This is a genomic window from Ferruginibacter sp. SUN106 (assembly GCF_050611765.1).
In the GTDB taxonomy this organism is placed as follows: domain Bacteria; phylum Bacteroidota; class Bacteroidia; order Chitinophagales; family Chitinophagaceae; genus Ferruginibacter.
On the sequence record NZ_JBODJC010000002.1, the window covers coordinates 738,550 to 757,617 of the forward strand.

Here is a 19,068-nt window from a genome sequence, read left to right on the forward strand (position 1 = left end):
TGATATGCCGGCATTGATTTTTGCAGGTTAATATTATTTATACCGGGGTTTTGTTTAACTTACATAACACCGGTTACAATGATTGATCATGTTACCAGTTGCCGGCAGTGTATCATTATACTTTTTATAGAACAGGATTGCCTGCAACAGCAAGTTCTACCGGCTTCACCACGGCGTTGCTACGGAGTAACCACGACTTTGCTACGGAGTAACCATGGCGTTGCCCCGGCCTTGCCAGGCCTGTGCCTTGCTCCTGAATACCTGTACAGGTTAATAGTATTATACCCGAATTATATTGGCTTACCTGTTATTCCTGTTTTTTTCCGCTTTTAATGAAAACCCGTATTTGATCCGGGCATTTTTTATTACAGCATTTTTTTTGACATTCCCGCTATCACACCATACCTTTGCAGCCTGAAAAAATAAGCTCTTATAATAAATCATTAATTGATATTTTATGGTAGAAATTAAACCGGATGAAATTTCGGCGATTCTTCGCCAGCAGTTAAGCAACTTCAATGCTTCTGCAAGCCTGGAAGAAGTAGGAACCGTATTACAGGTGGGTGATGGTATTGCCCGTGTGTACGGCCTTAACAATGTACGCAGTGGTGAGCTGGTAGAATTTGACAATGGCGTAAAAGCAATTGCGCTTAACCTTGAGGAAGATAATGTGGGTGTGGTATTGATGGGTGACAGCAGCGAAATTAAAGAAGGTGATAAAGTAAAACGTACCGGCCAGATCGCTTCTATTAAAGTAGGAGAAGGTATGAGCGGCCGTGTTATTAATACATTGGGTGAACCTATAGATGGTAAAGGCCCTATTAAAGGTGAATTGTATGAAATGCCGCTGGAACGTAAGGCTCCGGGGGTAATTTTCCGTGAACCGGTGAAAGAACCTTTACAAACCGGTATCAAAGCTATTGATGCGATGATCCCTATTGGCCGTGGACAACGTGAGTTAATCATCGGTGACCGTCAGACCGGTAAAACTGCTATTGCAGTGGATACCATCATCAATCAAAAAGAATTTTACGCAGCAGGTAAGCCTGTTTACTGTATATATGTAGCTATCGGACAAAAAGCTTCTACCATTGCCGGTATTATGAAGACTTTGGAAGAAAACGGGGCTATGGCTTATACTACTATTGTTGCAGCTTCTGCTTCTGACCCTGCTCCGTTACAGTTCTACGCTCCATTTGCGGGTGCTGCCATCGGGGAATTTTTCCGTGATACCGGCAGGCCAGCCCTGATCATCTATGATGATCTTTCTAAACAGGCTGTGGCTTACCGTGAGGTGTCTTTATTATTAAGAAGGCCACCGGGACGTGAAGCTTATCCTGGTGATGTATTCTACCTGCATAGCCGTTTATTAGAAAGAGCTGCAAAAGTTATTGCTAAAGATGATATCGCACAGCAGATGAATGACCTTCCTGCATCAATCAAACACCTGGTAAAAGGCGGAGGTTCTTTAACTGCCTTACCTATTATTGAAACACAGGCTGGTGACGTTTCTGCATATATTCCTACTAACGTAATTTCAATTACCGACGGACAGATATTCCTGGAAGGTAACCTGTTCAACGCAGGTATCCGTCCGGCTATCAACGTAGGTATCTCGGTTAGCCGTGTGGGTGGTAATGCACAGATCAAATCGATGAAAAAAGTGGCTGGTACACTTAAACTGGACCAGGCTCTTTACCGTGAGCTGGAAGCCTTCTCTAAATTTGGTGGTGACCTTGATGCTGCTACAAAGAACGTAATTGATAAAGGTGCAAGAAATGTGGAAGTATTAAAACAAGCACAGTACAGCCCTTACAGTGTAGAAAAACAAGTAGCAATCATTTATTTAGGTACACAGGGATTATTGAAAAATGTTGCTGTAAAAAATGTAAAGGCTTTTGAAGAACATTTCTTAATGGAAATGGAAAACAAATACCCTGAAATTTTAGCCGACTTTAAAAAAGGTAATTTACCTGAAGATGGACTGAAGAAAGTGGCTGAACTGGCCAATGGTTTATCAGCGCAATACAAATAACAAGATAGATCTCTTATAACAAAAGGTTCAGAAGTAAAATTCTGAACCTTTTTTTTGTTACGCTGCCAACATCCCATTACAGGTGGCAGTTGCGGTTTTACGGCCAAAAAACTTTATTACTTTATTCAGAACCAATGTTGCGTTCTATCTGAGTGTCTTCACTTTTACTTAAACAGCAAAATAAAAGAGACCGGCTTAACAGGAATCAATTCCCGTTAAGCCGGCCTCTTATAAAACCGCTATTGCCTTATTGTTTTATAATAACTCTGTTAAATTGTTGTTTACTGTTTTCAATTGACAGAATATAGGTACCGGCACTAAATAAAGGCGGTACAGATAATTGAAGTAATGGTGTAATGCCCGGCATCCTTACATCAGAGTAAATCAGCCTGCCACCCAAGTCAAATAACTTTATAGCTACCGACCCTGACAGGGGTTTGCTGAACATCATATTAATTGAATTATTGAACGGGTTGGTTACACTTATCAATTCCAGGTTATCCCTGTCGGTTAGTTTCAGCAGCACAATATCGGAATACACTTCTTTTTGATTAAAATCAATTTGTTTTAACCTGTAATATTGAATGTTGCTGAGCCTGGTTTTATCCAGGTATTGATACTGCCGTAAGGTTGATGAAGTACCGGCGCCGGGAACAAAAGCTATTTTTGTAAAGTTGATACCGTCATAACTTTTCTCCAGGTCAAACCCTTTGTTATTATTTTCACTACTGGTCGTCCAATCCAGTACACCATAGTTATCTTTTACATACCCGGTAAATGACAACAGGGTTATTGGTAAAGGTGCACCGGGTTTACCTACTGCAAATCCTGAAAACCCATTAGTGAAAGTAGCTTTAACGGTATAATCCGAACCAAATGTGGCCTGTGTTACCACGCCGTTTACTGTAACAGTACTTACCTGCTGGTTAGCAGGGGTTATACCACTGATGGGGCCTACCGCCTTCACCATAGAAACACCTGTCCATGACTGGCCCGTTGCTGCTTCGTAACCCGCTTTTTCTGCAGCAGAGTAATACAAGGTGATATCATAATTGCCGGTTGGGTTTGCATTTGTTGGAGTTACCTTAAAAGATTTATTCGTAAGGTAATTTGCAGGCGTATTATTCCAGAAAGCCGTGGCGGCTGTACCTGCCCTGTCGATATCAATAGTTGTACAACCATAATCGAATGCCGTATTGTTTTTTATCCTTGCCATGATATTGCCCGATGCATCATAGAATGGTACATCATCATTAGGGCCAAGGTAGGCAACTTTAGAGGTGATGGTGGTGGAAACAGGTGTGCCTGTAACGGTTTGCGTTAATTTAATTGTTGGTTTTAAATCATTAAAATAAAGACTTACCGAACCGAAGGATCCTGAACAATTAATACCATCCTGCCAAAACATATTACCCAGTGCCGGGCATGAACCGCAATCTGAGTAGCCATAGGTTTGATCAGAAGTCTGGGTGCCATCCGCAGTGCCATTATCATAACAAAGTTCTACTGCAATATTATCTGTTCCGTTCCATGCAAAAGGAACATCGAAAGTAAAGTTGTTATAGCCTAATACGGTAGAGTACGTAAATGGATTTTTTACGATAGCTGTACTTTGAACAAAGGCCGATCCATTTACTAAATTAGCCGTAGTGGTGCCTCCCATTTTTATGGTTAAATTAGTAAATGCCCTGGTACTGTTTTTAACACCAATATAAAACTGAATGGCAGTAATATTACCGGCAACCAGGCCTAAAGAAGTTAATTCAGATGCCTTATAAAGCATTTGTACCCGCTTACTCTGCAAAGCGCTGTTAAACAGTGCTGAGCCAAGATTACTGCTTAAAGTACCCACTGTTTGTGTGTTTGATGAAGAGGTAAGTGGTGCTGCGTCATTATCATTAATGGTAAAAGCAAGTGTTTGGTTAGCAACACCGGCCTGGGCATTTCCCCCGGTAACTGTATAGTTTAACGTAAATGACTCGGCACTTTCCACTGCATCATCGTCATACACTCTTATGGTAAAGGGTTGTGCAGTTCCAGATCCGCCGGCAAAATTGAGGGTCATGCTGGGGGCTGCAAAATTTCCGTTGGTAGTAACTGCATAGTCAACACCATTGGTAGCAGTAGCGCCGCCTGCCACTGCCAGGGTTACTGTTCCTGCAGCAGAAGGTGAATTGGCAATAACCATGTAGTAAGTATAATCTGTGTACCCACGGCAACCACTTTTAAATGTAGTGTATTCGGTTGCAGATGCTGCAGCTGTTTGAAATGACAAATCCGGAGTAGCAACAGTTGGAATGGTTGCTGTCCACAATCCACGTCCATGTGTTGCTGCAGCAATGGTACGGTCAGCGCTTCTGTATTTTATCATATCTGTTCTTACGGAAGGGAAAGTTGGATTGGCATTCCATACTGTACTTGCGCCATTAACCAGGTCGGTTTGCCATACACCGGTTTCGGTTGCAATGAATGCTTTTGTATTGCTGCCGGGATAAAACATACACCAGCGTACAGGCATATCCGGCAGATTGCCGTCAATTGCTGTCCATGTTGCCCCACCATCCGAAGAAACCCATATATTATTGATACCATAATTAGATTCGCAGCACATCAGGTTTAAATCGCTGGTTCCAAAATTGATGCAGGAAACAGTGCCTCCCGGAAGCCCGGTTGATCTATCGGTACCTGCTGAAGCGGATACAAATGTATTTGCACCATCTACCTGCATTACTTTACCACTATTGGTACCAAAGTACACCCGGTTAGCGGTGTAAGGTGATACACTTACTGCGGTAACGCTTCCTGCCATATTGGAAACATTTATAACAGCGGATGTACTGCCGGTTTGTGGATCTGTCCAGCGCCTGTAACTTGATGCTGCATCTCCACAATACATAATGTTAGCTGTATTATCATAATCGAATGGATTTATAAATTGCCCTGTTGATGCGCTGAGGTTTACAGATGCCCAGGTAGCACCACCATCGGTACTTCTCTGGTATTGGTTATACACATAAGAACCAAACTGGTATTGGGGCTGATCCTGGTCAATAGCGGTGTAACCACCATCTCCACCCGTTACTTCAACAGTGCTGCTTAATCCCGCATTGCTGAACTGGTGCACACCATTATCCTGTGCACCGGCCAGGAAATAATTGGTGGTTGAAGGATGTATAGCACAGGAAAAAAACTGTTTAATTCTTAATCCCTTGTTCCGGTCACTCATAGATACTCCCTTATCGGATGAGAAAAAAGCACCTCCATCACAACCAAACATTAATTTATTACCTCCGTCCCACCATTGAATATCGTGCTGGTCGGCATGTACATAAAAACCCCCGGTAGAGGTAACCCAGCTGGAAATTTTTGTCCAGCTTGTTCCGCCGTTGGTGGTTTTCCAAGTATCCAATCCCCCAACTATACATGTTGTACCGCCTGAAGAAGGGTCGATAGCAGCACTCAGCGCATACCAACCTTGCTGGCTGGCCCATCCTACAGCAGGTTGCCCCCCGGTGGCAGCCCAATTGGCTCCACCGTCGGTAGATTTGTATATGGTAGGAACCTGGTTACCGGCATCAGCAACGAGTGAATAAAGCGTATTGCCGCTTACGCAAATCTCAGCCCTGTTATTAAAAGATGGAAAAGCAACTGCGGGAGCCGTCCACGTGCCGGCGGCAACGGTTACAGGAATATCAGTATAGCGATACGCCTGGGTACTGAAAATGCCTGCCACTACATGAAGCCTGCCTGCTGCACTGGTTGAGCTGATCTCAAGATCGCATATATCCGATACAAGGCCGGCTGGTGTGATATTTGTCCATACTGCACCGCCACTCGCTACTGTTGACCGTAACAATCCTGAGCCTCTTGTAGCCAGGTAAATATTGCCAAGGTAATCGCATAATATCCGTGTACAACTTGTGTAGGTGCTGGTACTGGCTAAATACGACCAGGTTGCACCACCATCGGTACTTTTAAAGACCCCATTTCCTCTCACCGCATCGATGTTAAAGTAAGACTCCCCGGTACAGAAGTACATAATGTTTTGAAAACCGGGCCTGGGATCCTGGCAAATGTCGGAAATGGCAAGATTACTGAGGTTATCATTAATTAATACCCATGTGGCCGGGGATGCGGTAATGTCGGATGTTCTCCAAAGCCCGCCATCAACACCACCTACCCAAACTGTTTTATGTGTGGCATCGGTAGAATCCACCATCATTGCCCTGATTCTTCCGGCAGTGCTGGCACCCGTTGGCCTGGCATTTCCAAAAGGGCCGGGTAAATCACTATTTGGCCCTCTTTCAATCCAGGATAAGCCTCCAATAAGTGATTGGCTATTTAATTGTTTAAGATCGTTTGTGGTTTCAATCGCTGCCAATAATCTTTCCCGGGGCACTTTTCCGGTAGCAGGGTCTTTTGTTTTTTCAAATTCCTGCCTGGCCGCAAGTTCAGGACCATCGTACATTTCGTTTTCCTCTTTCTGGTTTTGATCGTGTAAATAATTACAACTTCCGGTAAAAAGCAGCAGCATTACGCCAAGGCAAATAATTTTAAGCCCGTTAGTTACATAGTAATAGCGGTTGTGGGATTGAACAGCAAGTTCCATAGCAGGTTTAATGTTTTGAAGGTTAGTATGGCGGTAAAAATAGTTTTTCGATATGCCTAATCCAAATTAATGTTATCAACATAAACTGATATCTTATCCTGTATATTGTTGCAGAGGGCAGAATAATTTTAAGAAATTGATTTTCAGCTATAAAGAGCATAAAATCCAGCTTGTAACGGGGTAGCCAGCAGTTAATAACGGACGGCCTGAGTACGGCGTAATATTTTCTGCAAAGCCTTGCATTTTGCAGTTACAACTAATGATACCTGAATCAAATAAAAAACTCCCGTACCGGGAGTTTTACAATTATAATTATGCTCTTAAAAATTAAACGCCTCTTCTTAGCTTAGGCCTTAGCGGAATACCATTTTGCTGATTACGCATGCGCTCCACCAGCTTCTTCCTAAATTCTCCGTTAAGTTTAAAAAGCCTGTCTACTCTTTTTGGATCAGCCAATATTTTAGTGAATCTGGGTTCGTATTTCTTTTTAATATTAAGAATTAATTCTTCCCGCTTTAATTCTGATAAATCCATCCCAACGGCTTTGATCTCTTTGTCAAACTCGTTGTGTACAGGCCAGAAAGCCTGGGCTTCAGATTCGGAAAGTTGCAACTTGTTTGTTATAAAAGCTACATAGAGTGCCTGAAGTTTTTCCTGCTTTTTTGCTGCATCCGGATCTTCTGGCGTTTGTGCATTAACGGTATTTATGCCCATAAATGCCACCATTAAAAAAAACAATATCTTTTTCATCTTTGTAAATTTAATTCGTCTGGGTATTATTATCTAACTGGTTAAACAAATCATCAATTTCATTGCTTTCTGTTTTATCAGTATTTTTTGTTTCTTCAGTATCTACTTTATCCTGCATCTGGCTAACCGCAACAGCTGCTTCTACATCCACTCCATCTTTAGCCAAAAAACTGGCGATATCGTCATTACTTACTTTTGCAAATTCTTCTTCAAATGTATTTTGCTTTGCAATTTCCAGCCCTTTAAGGTTAGCAGCAGTTAAAGGCGCAACTTCACCAGGTCCGCCATTATTGTTTGTAAATTTATATACCCCCAATGCCATTACACCTGTAAACACTGCAGCAATTGCATATTTTAAAATAGTGCTGGTACTGCGCCTTTGCATAGTAACCACTTTAGCCTGCTGCGGTTGTACTTTAGTAAGAATTTCTGCTGATAATGATTCAAAATAACCTTGCGGTACAGTAAATACATTTTTAGTTTGCAGCCCCTGCAACATTGGTGATAATGCATTCAATTCTATAACTACATCATCGGCTGCATTTATTGTATGTAAAACGTTACCGGCTAATGATTCAAAATAACCTTGTGGCACTGTAAATACATTTCTCTTGTCAATACCAGCTAACAGCGGTGATAATTCATTTAATTCTGTTGCTGCGCTATCGTTTGCTTTTATCTTGTTCAGAATACTTCCGGCCAGTGATTCAAAATAGCCTTCTGGTACCTGCATAGAAGAAGTTGCTTTAATTGAAGCCAAAATATCCCCTTCTTCTTCCTTTACACTCATTAAAACAGTAGCGCCAAGGCTTTCAAAATAACCTGCAGGAACAGTAAACACATTTACTTTTTCCATCCCTGCAATTACCGGGCTAAGTGCATTTAATTCATTCCATATGTCTTTGCTGTTTTCCATTCCTGTTTGAGACGCTGTTTGTTATGAAAAGTTTAATTATTCAGTATAAATTCCTCAATCTTTTTTACTGCATGGTGATAGCTTGCTTTAAGGGCCCCCTCGCTGGTTTCCAAAACCCGGCTCATTTCTTCGTAAGGCATCTCATCATAATACCGCAAACTAAACACAACTTTTTGTTTTTCAGGCAACTGCTGAATAGCTACCTGTAGTTTCCATTCCAGTTTATTAGCATCAAAATGCTCGCTGGCTTTCAGTTTGTTGCTCAGGCCATTTTCCACATCGCCCAAAGAAACCGAACTTCTTTTTTTCTGTTGTTCGATAAAAGTGAGCGACTCATTGGTAGCAATCCGGTACAACCAGGTGTACAGCTGGCTATCTTCCCTGAAATTTTCCAGTCCTTTCCATACTTTGATGAACATGTTTTGCAGTACATCGTTGGCATCTTCATGCTCTACCACCATACGGCGGATATGCCAGTATAGTTTTTCCTGGTACTTTTTAATGATGGCGGTAAACGCCCTTTCCTTTGTTGCCGGTTCAGCAAACTGAAGCAGCAGTTCTTTGTCATCTAAATGTGTAGCCATATAAGGTTTGAGGCAGTAAAAATAAAAAAACCAATCGGTAAGATTGGTTTTTACTATAAAAGTTTAATCAGGTGGAAGGCTTCTGACGGTTTTGAACCGTCCTGACGCCTGTTTAAAGGTGTCTGACGGCTTGAAGCCGTCCTGACACCTATTTACGTGCCATTACTTTTTCTGCAGCAGCTACAATATCCGGTGTATCTAACCCGTATTTTGTAAGCAGTTCAGTTGGCTTTCCGCTTTCGCCAAAAGTATCGTTGGTACCAACATACTCAATGGGTATGGGGAAATGTTTGGCAGCTACCTGTGCAATGCTATCACCTAATCCGCCAATAATATTATGTTCTTCGGCAGTAACTGCACATTTGGTTTTTTTAATAGAAGTTAACACCGCTTCTGTATCCAATGGTTTAATGGTATGGATGTTGATCACTTCCACACTAATGCCTTTTTCTTCCAGTATTTTTCCTGCCTCAATAGCTTTCCAAACCAGGTGGCCACAGGCAAAAATGGTTACATCTGTACCTTCAGATAATTGCTGTGCTTTACCAATTACAAAATCTTCTTCTTTAGTAAAAATGGGCCATACAGGGCGGCCAAAACGCAGGTAAACCGGTCCTTCATAATCTGCAATAGCTTTTGTAGCTGCTTTAGTCTGGTTATAATCAGCAGGCACTATCACCGTCATACCCGGCAACATTTTCATCAGGCCAATATCTTCTAAAATCTGGTGTGTAGCACCGTCTTCGCCCAACGTAAGGCCGGCGTGAGAGGCACAGATCTTTACGTTCTTTCCACTATAAGCAACACTCTGGCGTATCTGATCGTATACCCTTCCGGTAGAGAAGTTGGCGAAGGTAGTAGTATAAGGAATTTTACCACCGATAGTTAAACCAGCAGCAATACCAATCATGTTTGCTTCAGCAATACCGCATTGCACAAAACGTTCAGGAAATTCTTTAATAAATCCGTTCAATTTCATTGAACCCAAAAGATCGGCTGTTAATGCAATGATGTTGGGATTCTTTCTTGCAGCTTCCAGAATACCATCTCCAAAACCGCTACGGGTATCTTTGTTACCTGTTACCTCTATTTTACTGAGCATATTAATAAACCTTTTTAATATTTTATAAGAATGAAGTGCAAAGTAAAAGAAAGATTTGATTGAAAATATGGGCAACTTAAAAAGTTGCCCACATTGTTTTAGCTAATTACTGCACAAGGAATTATTTAGTCAGAAATTTCTGATGCGGTATAGTATTTCAGGTTGTTCTTTTTTACAAATTCAAATATTTGAATAAGCCTATGTAAGGAAGTGCTGAATTTACTGGGGGTGTTAATGTCGTGAGATACAAAAACCACACAAGCGTTATTATTTTTGGCAGACTGCAATACATTAATGATATCGGGATCGCTGCGTTTGCTGCTTTTATCGATACCCAGGCCATAAAGCAGGTCGTTATGTTGAGTGGGTACTACGCTTTTGGAAAAGTCCTGTGTACCATTAAGCGCCCTTACGCTTTTAAAATACCGCATCAGCATTTTATCGAATACTGCATTATGAGCGCCATAGGGATAGGCAAATGTGGTGGGATAAAAGCCATCCTGGTTCATGAGCTTTAATCCTGCTTCTACTTCGCAACGCATGAGGTCGTCGATGGTATGCCTGCTTTTATATACATAATCTTCCATATTATAATGATTTGTAGTATGGAAGGCAATTTCGTGTCCGTGGCTTCTTATGATGCCCAATTTTCTTTTCTGATCTGCTGTAAAGCGATTGTATTTGCAGATGTAGAAGGTAGCTTTTACGCCCAGGCTGTCCATCATTGGTAAGTATTCAAACCAATTGTCTACCCTGTCGTCGTCAAAAGTGATTACAACACCTGGTTCCTGCATATGCCCTTCTTTCTCAAATTTTTTACACCCCGAGAAGAACGCAATAATGATCACAAAGGCACTTAATGCCAAAACAAGTTTTTTTGCCATAAATAGTATTTTACCGGGCGACTTTAAAAAGGATAGTGGTTCCTGGGGTTGAGGACTTTGGGGAGGTGGCGAAGATAATAGAAAATTAATTTAAACCAGCAATTTGGGTGGTAAAAAGATTTTCATCGTTTTTGAGCTTTAATTCCCATTTCCAGGCGGTGTCCATCATTACATCAATGCCTAAGCCGGGTACCCAACCCAAATCAGTTTTGGCTTTACTGTTATTGGCATAGATAGCTACCACATCACCGGGGCGGCGTGGGCCGAGTTTGTAGTTTAATTGTACGCCGCTTACTTTTTCGAAAGCTGCAATTACTTCCAGTACGGTATAGCCATTGCCGGTGCCCAGGTTGAAGACTTCGCAGTTAGAGGTATTTTTATTGCCTATAAGGTAATTTAAAGCCAGGGTATGTGCATGCGCAATATCACACACGTGTATATAATCCCTTACGCAACTGCCATCCCTGGTATCGTAATCGGTACCAAATACATTCATCAGGGGTATTTTACCAATAGCAGTTTGGGTTATTGCCGGAACGAGATTGGCAGGCTTGCCAATAGGTAATTCACCAATATTGATAGAAGGATGAGCTCCAACGGGATTAAAATACCGTAACAAAATAGCGTTTACCGAGTTACTTTTTATGGTATCCCTTATTATTTGTTCGCCCATTTGTTTGGTGGCTCCGTAAGGTGATTCGGCTGGTTTTTGCGGCGTGTCTTCTGTAACTATCATGCTATCAGGGTTGCCGTATACCGTACAGGATGAAGAAAAAACAAAATGCGGCACATTAAACTCTTCAGCGCATTTTAAAATATTGATGAGGGAATTCAGGTTATTGTCAAAATACATCAAAGGCTTTTCAACCGACTCTCCTACTGCTTTGTAAGCTGCAAAGTGAATGATCCCTTTGATACCGGGATTTTCCTGGAAAATGGCGTAGGTATCATCATAAATACAAAGGTCTACTTTATAATTTTTTATTCTTTTATTGATGATCTTTTCTACCCCGTTCAGTATGCCTTCGTTACTGCGGGAGTTGTTATCCGCACAAATAACATCAAAGCCATTTTGAACCAGATCAACTATGGTGTGAGAGCCTATAAAGCCGCAGCCACCGGTTACCAGTATTTTGTCCATGCTACAAAGAAAATAAAAAAATCACTCAATTGCGTGAGTGATTTTTTATAATTGAGTTATTTTAAAACTATTTGGTAAAAAAAGAAATGATGTAATACACAAGAGCAGCCAAAGCACCACTTACCGGAATGGTTAATATCCAGGCCCAGATAAGGTTTATTGTTACGCCCCAACGTACTGCACTCAACCTTTTTGTTGCACCCACGCCGATAATAGAACCAGTGATGGTATGTGTAGTACTTACGGGGGCTCCAAGGTTAGCAGCAGTAAATAATGTAATTGCACCTGCAGTTTCTGCCATTACACCTTCAAGAGGAGTAACTTTTGTAATTTTTGTACCCATTGTTTTTACAATCTTCCAGCCACCGCTCATAGTACCCAATGCAATTGCAGAGTAACAAACCAATGGCACCCAATTGGGCATTTCCTCAAACTTGTGAATATAGCCAGTAGCTACTAATGCCGCTGTGATGATACCCATTACTTTTTGAGCATCGGAACCACCATGCCCCAAACTGAATGCTGCTGAAGATACCAATTGTAATTTTTTGTACATATTCTGGGTACGATAAGCATTTTCACCTCTGAGATAATTAATAAAATAGGCTATTGAAAAAACTACACCTAAACCAATCAGCATCCATCTTTCGATTTCCCCCTTGGCACCTTTAAACGGTACAAAAACAGCACATACTCCTACCAGGATAACTATAACAGATAATTTTAACCAAAAGCTTCTTTGTACTGTAATCAGTGTAATAAAAATTGCGATAACCATACCAATCAATGGTGCCAGTACGATGAAGAAAACTGTTTTTAAGATCATGGCACTATCAATACTACCAAAACCTGCACTGGCAATTGCTGCACCGGCAAAACCTCCAATTAAAGTATGTGATGAAGAAGACGGGATACCATACCACCAGGTAAGCAGGTTCCAGAAAATAGCGGCTATCAACCCGGATAAAATTATTATCAAGCCCGTATTACCAACAATAACTTCGCTATGTACTGTTTTAGCAACGGTATTAGCAATAGCGTGCTCTTTAAAAATAAAAAATGCTAAAAAATTAAAAAATGCAGCCCATACCACAGCCTGGTAAGGGGTAAGTACTTTTGTAGAAACGATAGTAGCAATGGAGTTAGCTGCATCATGAAATCCATTGATAAAATCAAAAACTATTGCAAGAAAAATGATAACTATGAGTAAAGTTGACATAAATTAATTTTGGTTGTACTGCAAAATCTGCTTCTCACTATTAAGCATACTTAACAATAATAGATTCTATCACATTAGCAGCATCCTCACATTTATCAGTTACAATTTCCATTACCTGATAAATCTCCCTTTTTTTAATTACTTCTTTTGCGTCCATTTCTTCAGCAAATAATTTTTCAATACTCATATCAAAAATATCATCGCCCTGGTTTTCTATACTGTTAATGGCCACCAATGCATCAGTAATCTGGCGCATATTTTTCATATTGCGCAATTCTTTTACGGCGTTATGAACGGCCACACAACCTTGTGCAATAATATCGGCCATCTTCTGTATCCCCATATCATTAGGGTTTACCCTGTAAAAATTTATTTTTTTAGCAGAAGCCTGAATGTAATCAGCAATATCATCCAAGGCAGAAGCCAGGTAGTGAATATCTTCTCTATCAAACGGAGTAATAAAGTTCTTTCCTAATTCAGTGAATATCTGGTGTGTATAATCGTCATTTATATGCTCCATATCCTCCACTTCTTTAATAAGCTTTGCCCTTTCGTCAAAATCAGGTTCGTTAACCACTTCTTTTAACTTTTCACCCATTTTAACTAATACAACCACAACGTTTTCAAATAGTTGAAAAAACACCCTGTCTTTAGGTAAAAAAATCTTTAAAATTGAATTTATGCCAGCCATAGTTATATATTTTGCGGCAAAGGTTACTTATTAGCGTAAAAAAATAAAACTCTTTTAAATTGGTAATAATTTGTTAACATAGAGGTAACATTAAATTATTATTCCTTTGGGGCAAATTTTGTTTATGCTTAAGAAAAAACTGCTTTTAACAGTAGTAGTTGCATCGTTTTGCCAACTCCTTCATGCTCAATTTTTGATGGATATGGTGGATACTACAAAAGACATAGGAAAAGGCATGCTTTCGATATATAAAAAATTTGATAACGTTAGAATTGGAGGGTATATACAGCCTGAATTTCAGCTGGCACAAACAAAAGGGGAAAAAAGTTTTGATGGTGGCGATTTTGCCACCAATGCAAGCAATCGTTTTATGCTAAGGCGTGGCAGGATACGTTTTGAGTATGTGCACTTTGCCGAACAAAAGGGTCCCTCAATTCAGTTTGTATTTCAGTTTGATGGTACCGAAAGAGGTGTTTTTATCAGGGATTTCTGGGGAAGGGTATTTGAAAATAAATATAAAGTATTTGCATTTACCGGTGGTATGTTTGCCAGGCCATTCAGTTACGAGCTCAACCTATCCAGCAGTGACAGGGAAAGCCCTGAAAGGGGAAGGATGAGCCAGCTTTTAATGAAAACGGAAAGAGATCTTGGCGCTATGGTAAGCTTTGAGCCAAGAGTAAAAAACCACCCCCTTTATTATTTAAAAATTGATGCAGGGCTTTTTAATGGCCAAGGCCTTGCAGCTACAGCAGATTTTGACAGCCATAAAGATTTTATCTGCCGAATGGCATTAAAGCCTCTGCCTGTTTCAAACAAACTACAATTAAGTGCTGCAGTATCTTACTTAAACGGAGGCATGCTTCAGAATACACAATACCTGTACAGAACCGGCAGTAATAATTTTGGTAAAACTTTTATTGCTGATTCTTCCGTTAATAATACAGGGAAAATTGCACCAAGAAAATATTATGGTGCAGATATGCAACTGAAATTTAAAACAAAAGCCGGCTATACAGAGCTGAGGGCTGAGTTAATGTTTGGTCAACAAACCGGTACCTCTGTAACATCAGAAACACCGGCAGCTTTACTGGCAGGCAATGATGGTTATTACATCAGAAAATTTAATGGTACCTATTTTTATCTTCTGCATAACATCTTTTCCAGGCATCATCAAATTGGAATTAAATACGACTGGTATGATCCTAACGCAGAAGTAAAAGGAAATGATATTGGGAAAACAGGCACTAATTTAAATTCGGCAAATATAAAATACAGTACCCTTGGATTTGGGTATATCCATTATATCAATGATAATGTAAAATTGCTTTTGTGGTATGAAAAAGTAACCAATGAAAAAACATCACTGCCTGGTTTTACCTCCGATGTAAAAGATGATGTGTTTACCTGCAGGCTGCAATTCCGGTTTTAATAAAAATTGCTGCTGTAATATTTACTTAACAATTTATTGCAGATTAGGTAACACTGTATTTGTCTGCTGTTAACAGCAACTGCTGCATCTTTGCTTTGCATAAAGATACTGCACCACAATAGCATATTTTTATATGTTTTTAACTTTACCCGAGTTATAACTGCAGTTAGTTTTGGTATAATACATAGCGTCTTTCTCATGTTGCGTTTAGCAGAACCTTTGAAAGGTTCTGCTTTTTTATTTTACTGATCATTTGAAATTTTATCACCTCCTTTACAAAACAAATCTTTCCTGATCATTAGAAAATTGTTATCAATTTCATGTTTTCTTTTCTTAACATTTTGTTTGTTTTTCCTTAACGCACGGACAATTATTTGGTAACACTGCGCTGATACTTTTGGCGCTCAAAACTTAAATCATTGTTTATGAAGCCAACAAAGTACAATCTAACCAGAACCCTGCTGCTGGTTATTACATTACTGTATGCTCCCTTTTGTTTACTGGCACAACAAAATGTGCAGGTAAAGGGGAGAGTAACAGATGCCACCACCGATAAGCCTCTTGAAGGGGTAAGTATCACTTTAAAAAATTCCTCTTACGGTACCTCCACCGATAAGCAAGGTGATTTTAAAATTGGTGTATTGAAAGGAGAAAAACTGACTTTCTCTTTCAGCGGCTACCAGACACAGGTAGTAAATGCGACAGAGAATTTTATAACGATACGGCTTACACCTGTTGCCAAACAATTAGAAGATGTAGTGGTAACTGCTTTAGGTATTAAAAAAGAAAGCAAACGACTAGGCTATGCTGTACAGGAAATAAAAGGAGCTGACTTAGTAAAAGCCAGGGAACCCAACCCAATTAATGGATTAGTGGGTAAGGTGGCTGGCCTTGATGTAGCGATATCCAGGGAAATGCTTGCTGCTCCTGCAGTATCGTTGAGAGGGGGTAATATTTCTTTGTATGTGGTAGATGGTATGCCGATTACTTCGGATACCTGGAATATCAGCCCTGATGATATTGAATCTTACACTATTTTAAAAGGGCTGGCAGCTACTGCATTGTATGGCAGTCGTGCACAAAATGGTGCTATTTTAATTACTACTAAAAAAGGAAAAAAGAACACCAAGGGTTATACGATCGAAATCAACTCCAGTACACAGATAGATAAAGGATTTATTGCATTGCCTAAAACACAAGCTTTGTATGGCGGCGGAGATAATTCGCAATATTCTTTTGTTGATGGTAAAGGCGGTGGGTTAAATGATGGCGACTATGATGTATGGGGACCAAAATTTGAAGGCCAGCTGATTGCGCAATTTGACAGCCCGATTGACCCGGCTACGGGTTTAAGAAAACCTACGCCCTACATTCAAAGAGGAAAAGATAACCTGAAAAATTTTATACAGGCTGGTATATTAACTACCAATAACCTTAGCTTTTCTGCTGCTACTGACCGTGCCAATATCAGGATGTCGCTGAGCAACAGCTACCAGAGAGGTATTGTACCCAATACCAAGCTGAATATTTACAATTTTAATTTAAATACCAGTTACGAACTGAGCAGTAAAATAAAAATTGAGGGTGGTTTAAATTATAACCGCCAGGCAACACCCAATATTCCCGATGTACAATACGGACCTAATAGTGTGATCTACAATATGACCATCTGGACAGGTGCTGACTGGGATGTTAATGCTCCTGATATCAGAAATTACTGGCAGCCGGGTAAAGAAGGTATTCAATCGAACTTTGCTGAATACCAGCGTTACCATAACCCTTGGTTTATGAGTTATGAATGGTTACGTGGCCATTATAAAACAGATGTGTACGGAAATTTTGGCCTCACTTATAAAGCCAATAAAAATATAGAAGCACTCGTAAGAGGTAATATCAGTACTAACGATGTATTGAGAACTGAAAAACTGCCCTACTCTGCTCACCCTTATGGCAGAGAAGGTAACCGTGGTGATTACAGGGAAGACAGGCGTTCTTTAATTGATAACAATGTGGAAGGATTAGTTAAATACAATGGCAAAGTAAAAGATCAACTCACTATCAATGCTATTGCCGGTGTTAATGCAAGAAACTTTTCTTATAACTCCAGCTATACTACCACAGACTACCTGAACGTACCGAATTTGTATTCCTTTTCCAATTCTTTAAACCCCATTAAAGCCTATAGCTATACAGCAAGTATGCTGGTGTTGAGTGCTTATTATTCTGCAACATTGGATTACAAAAATTATCTTTCGTTAACTACAACGGGCAGGGTGGATAAACATTCCACATTAAGAACTAACAACAATAAATATTTCTACCCGTCAATTTCATTAGCTACTGCTGTATCAGATTATGTAAAATTACCCAATGCTATCAGCTTCTTAAAATTCAGGGCCAGTTATGCTTCTGCAAAATCTCCTGATGTTACACAATACATTGGCCCGGCAGCTTACCCGCTTGGATATGGTGCCCCATACGTTACTGTTTTTGGCGGACCTGCTTATAGTTTGTCTGATCCTGCCTACACTATTGGTACTGTATATAACAACCAAACAGGTGCTTATGCTCCGGGCAATAAATTAGACCCGGATGTAAAATCATCAGAGCTTACCAGTACAGAATATGGTATGGATATTAAATTCTTAAAAAACCGTTTGAGTTTCAATGCTACTTACTATTCGAATATTAAAGGGCCAAATATCAGGTCACTTCCAATATCGCAAACATCGGGCCTTACCGGTTTAACCACCAATGCTATTAAAACTAAATTATCGGGTGTTGAATTATCATTGAGCGGCACACCGATTCAAAAACAAAATGGTTTAAGATGGGATGTGTTGGTAAACTGGTCTACCTATAAAGAAGTGTACAAAGATTTGCCTGCCCAATTTGAAAGCTACCAGTTTCACCAGGGAGACAGGGTGGATAAACTATTTGCTTCTGTTGTGGCAAGAACACCCGATGGACAGGTAATTAATAACAGTGCAGGATACCCGGTTTATCTTCCTAAACAACAATATGTTGGAAATGGTGATGTAAAATGGAGCTGGGCGATAAACAATAAAATATCGTATAAAACTTTCAGCCTTTCTTTCCAGTTTGATGGAAAAGTAGGTGGTATTGTGCAGGATTATGTGAAAAGAAAATCAACTGAAGGAGGTAGTAATATAGAAACTGCCGAGGGTGCAGTTGGTGCTGCAAGAGAATACGAATTCCGTCATTATAAAGATGCAGGCTTTGCCGGTTCGTATATTGGTGAAGGTGTGCAGGTATCTAATGGTACTACCATTCAATATGATCCTGTAACCGGTGTTATCACCAACATGTCTGCTTTACAATTTGCAACCAATACTTCCAAAGCAAAATGGATACAAGATTATGTAAACAGCTTCTTCAATAATTTTGAACATACTTCAGTAGCTAAAACCTATGCTAAACTAAGAGAAGTAGTACTTACTTATTCTATACCAACCAGCGTATTAGGCAAAAAAAGTTTTATCAGCAAAATAGATGTATCGTTAGTAGGCAGAAACCTCTTGTATTTTTTCCCTTCCCGTTTTCATGATATTGATGTAGATCAATACAGCGGAAGAAATATATATGAAAGCAACAGCCGTGAACCTAATTTACAAACACCTACTACAAGAAGCTATGGTGTTAATCTTAATATCGTTTTTTAACTGATCAATTACTAAAACAAATACA

General features: G+C 40.0%; 12 protein-coding genes. 3 read left to right on the top strand and 9 right to left on the bottom strand.

Features of this window, described 5'->3' with window-relative positions:
* The first annotated feature begins 457 nt into the window (after positions 1-457).
* On the top strand, positions 458-2,035 hold the full coding sequence (gene atpA / locus ACQ334_RS09105; protein WP_430987883.1) for a F0F1 ATP synthase subunit alpha: 1,578 nt from the start codon (positions 458-460) through the stop codon (positions 2,033-2,035).
* A 247-nt stretch (positions 2,036-2,282) separates the two neighbouring features.
* On the opposite strand, the gene ACQ334_RS09110 is transcribed toward atpA, so the two are convergent.
* The 9 genes from ACQ334_RS09110 to ACQ334_RS09150 all read right to left on the bottom strand — a co-directional run bounded on the left by ACQ334_RS09110 (position 2,283) and on the right by ACQ334_RS09150 (position 13,931).
* Positions 2,283-6,644, bottom strand: coding sequence for a hypothetical protein (locus ACQ334_RS09110; RefSeq protein WP_430987884.1), 4,362 nt, complete (start codon positions 6,642-6,644; stop codon positions 2,283-2,285).
* 327 nt (positions 6,645-6,971) lie between these two features.
* Positions 6,972-7,394 (bottom strand): hypothetical protein, encoded by a 423-nt coding sequence (locus tag ACQ334_RS09115; protein WP_430987885.1) that lies wholly within the window; start codon positions 7,392-7,394, stop codon positions 6,972-6,974.
* 10 nt (positions 7,395-7,404) lie between these two features.
* Positions 7,405-8,310 (bottom strand): hypothetical protein, encoded by a 906-nt coding sequence (locus ACQ334_RS09120; protein WP_430987886.1) that lies wholly within the window; start codon positions 8,308-8,310, stop codon positions 7,405-7,407.
* A gap of 32 nt (positions 8,311-8,342) precedes the next feature.
* Positions 8,343-8,894 (bottom strand): RNA polymerase sigma factor, encoded by a 552-nt coding sequence (locus ACQ334_RS09125; RefSeq protein WP_430987887.1) that lies wholly within the window; start codon positions 8,892-8,894, stop codon positions 8,343-8,345.
* 148 nt (positions 8,895-9,042) lie between these two features.
* On the bottom strand, positions 9,043-9,996 hold the full coding sequence (locus tag ACQ334_RS09130) for a transketolase family protein (RefSeq protein ID WP_430987888.1): 954 nt from the start codon (positions 9,994-9,996) through the stop codon (positions 9,043-9,045).
* A gap of 125 nt (positions 9,997-10,121) precedes the next feature.
* Complete coding sequence (locus ACQ334_RS09135) at positions 10,122-10,880, bottom strand: polysaccharide deacetylase family protein (protein WP_430987889.1); 759 nt, start codon at positions 10,878-10,880, stop codon at positions 10,122-10,124.
* Positions 10,881-10,965: 85 nt separating this feature from the next.
* A complete protein-coding gene (gene galE / locus ACQ334_RS09140; protein WP_430987890.1) occupies positions 10,966-12,021 on the bottom strand; it encodes a UDP-glucose 4-epimerase GalE in 1,056 nt (351 codons plus the stop codon).
* Between the two features lie 67 nt (positions 12,022-12,088).
* On the bottom strand, positions 12,089-13,240 hold the full coding sequence (locus tag ACQ334_RS09145; RefSeq protein WP_430987891.1) for an inorganic phosphate transporter: 1,152 nt from the start codon (positions 13,238-13,240) through the stop codon (positions 12,089-12,091).
* Between the two features lie 40 nt (positions 13,241-13,280).
* A complete protein-coding gene (locus ACQ334_RS09150) occupies positions 13,281-13,931 on the bottom strand; it encodes a DUF47 domain-containing protein (RefSeq protein WP_430987892.1) in 651 nt (216 codons plus the stop codon).
* A gap of 124 nt (positions 13,932-14,055) precedes the next feature.
* Between ACQ334_RS09150 and ACQ334_RS09155 the strand changes: the two genes are divergently transcribed.
* On the top strand, positions 14,056-15,360 hold the full coding sequence (locus ACQ334_RS09155) for a porin (RefSeq protein ID WP_430987893.1): 1,305 nt from the start codon (positions 14,056-14,058) through the stop codon (positions 15,358-15,360).
* A 425-nt stretch (positions 15,361-15,785) separates the two neighbouring features.
* The gene (locus ACQ334_RS09160; protein ID WP_430987894.1) at positions 15,786-19,043 is read left to right on the top strand and encodes a SusC/RagA family TonB-linked outer membrane protein; all 3,258 of its coding nucleotides are present in this window, start codon (positions 15,786-15,788) and stop codon (positions 19,041-19,043) included.
* The last annotated feature ends 25 nt before the right edge of the window (positions 19,044-19,068 follow it).

Coding starts and splice junctions, on each gene's coding strand:
- atpA (WP_430987883.1), top strand. CDS start 458: ATGGTAGAAATTAAACCGGATGAAATTTCGGCGATTCTTCGCCAGCAG.
- ACQ334_RS09110 (WP_430987884.1), bottom strand. CDS start 6,644: ATGGAACTTGCTGTTCAATCCCACAACCGCTATTACTATGTAACTAAC.
- ACQ334_RS09115 (WP_430987885.1), bottom strand. CDS start 7,394: ATGAAAAAGATATTGTTTTTTTTAATGGTGGCATTTATGGGCATAAAT.
- ACQ334_RS09120 (WP_430987886.1), bottom strand. CDS start 8,310: ATGGAAAACAGCAAAGACATATGGAATGAATTAAATGCACTTAGCCCG.
- ACQ334_RS09125 (WP_430987887.1), bottom strand. CDS start 8,894: ATGGCTACACATTTAGATGACAAAGAACTGCTGCTTCAGTTTGCTGAA.
- ACQ334_RS09130 (WP_430987888.1), bottom strand. CDS start 9,996: ATGCTCAGTAAAATAGAGGTAACAGGTAACAAAGATACCCGTAGCGGT.
- ACQ334_RS09135 (WP_430987889.1), bottom strand. CDS start 10,880: ATGGCAAAAAAACTTGTTTTGGCATTAAGTGCCTTTGTGATCATTATT.
- galE (WP_430987890.1), bottom strand. CDS start 12,021: ATGGACAAAATACTGGTAACCGGTGGCTGCGGCTTTATAGGCTCTCAC.
- ACQ334_RS09145 (WP_430987891.1), bottom strand. CDS start 13,240: ATGTCAACTTTACTCATAGTTATCATTTTTCTTGCAATAGTTTTTGAT.
- ACQ334_RS09150 (WP_430987892.1), bottom strand. CDS start 13,931: ATGGCTGGCATAAATTCAATTTTAAAGATTTTTTTACCTAAAGACAGG.
- ACQ334_RS09155 (WP_430987893.1), top strand. CDS start 14,056: ATGCTTAAGAAAAAACTGCTTTTAACAGTAGTAGTTGCATCGTTTTGC.
- ACQ334_RS09160 (WP_430987894.1), top strand. CDS start 15,786: ATGAAGCCAACAAAGTACAATCTAACCAGAACCCTGCTGCTGGTTATT.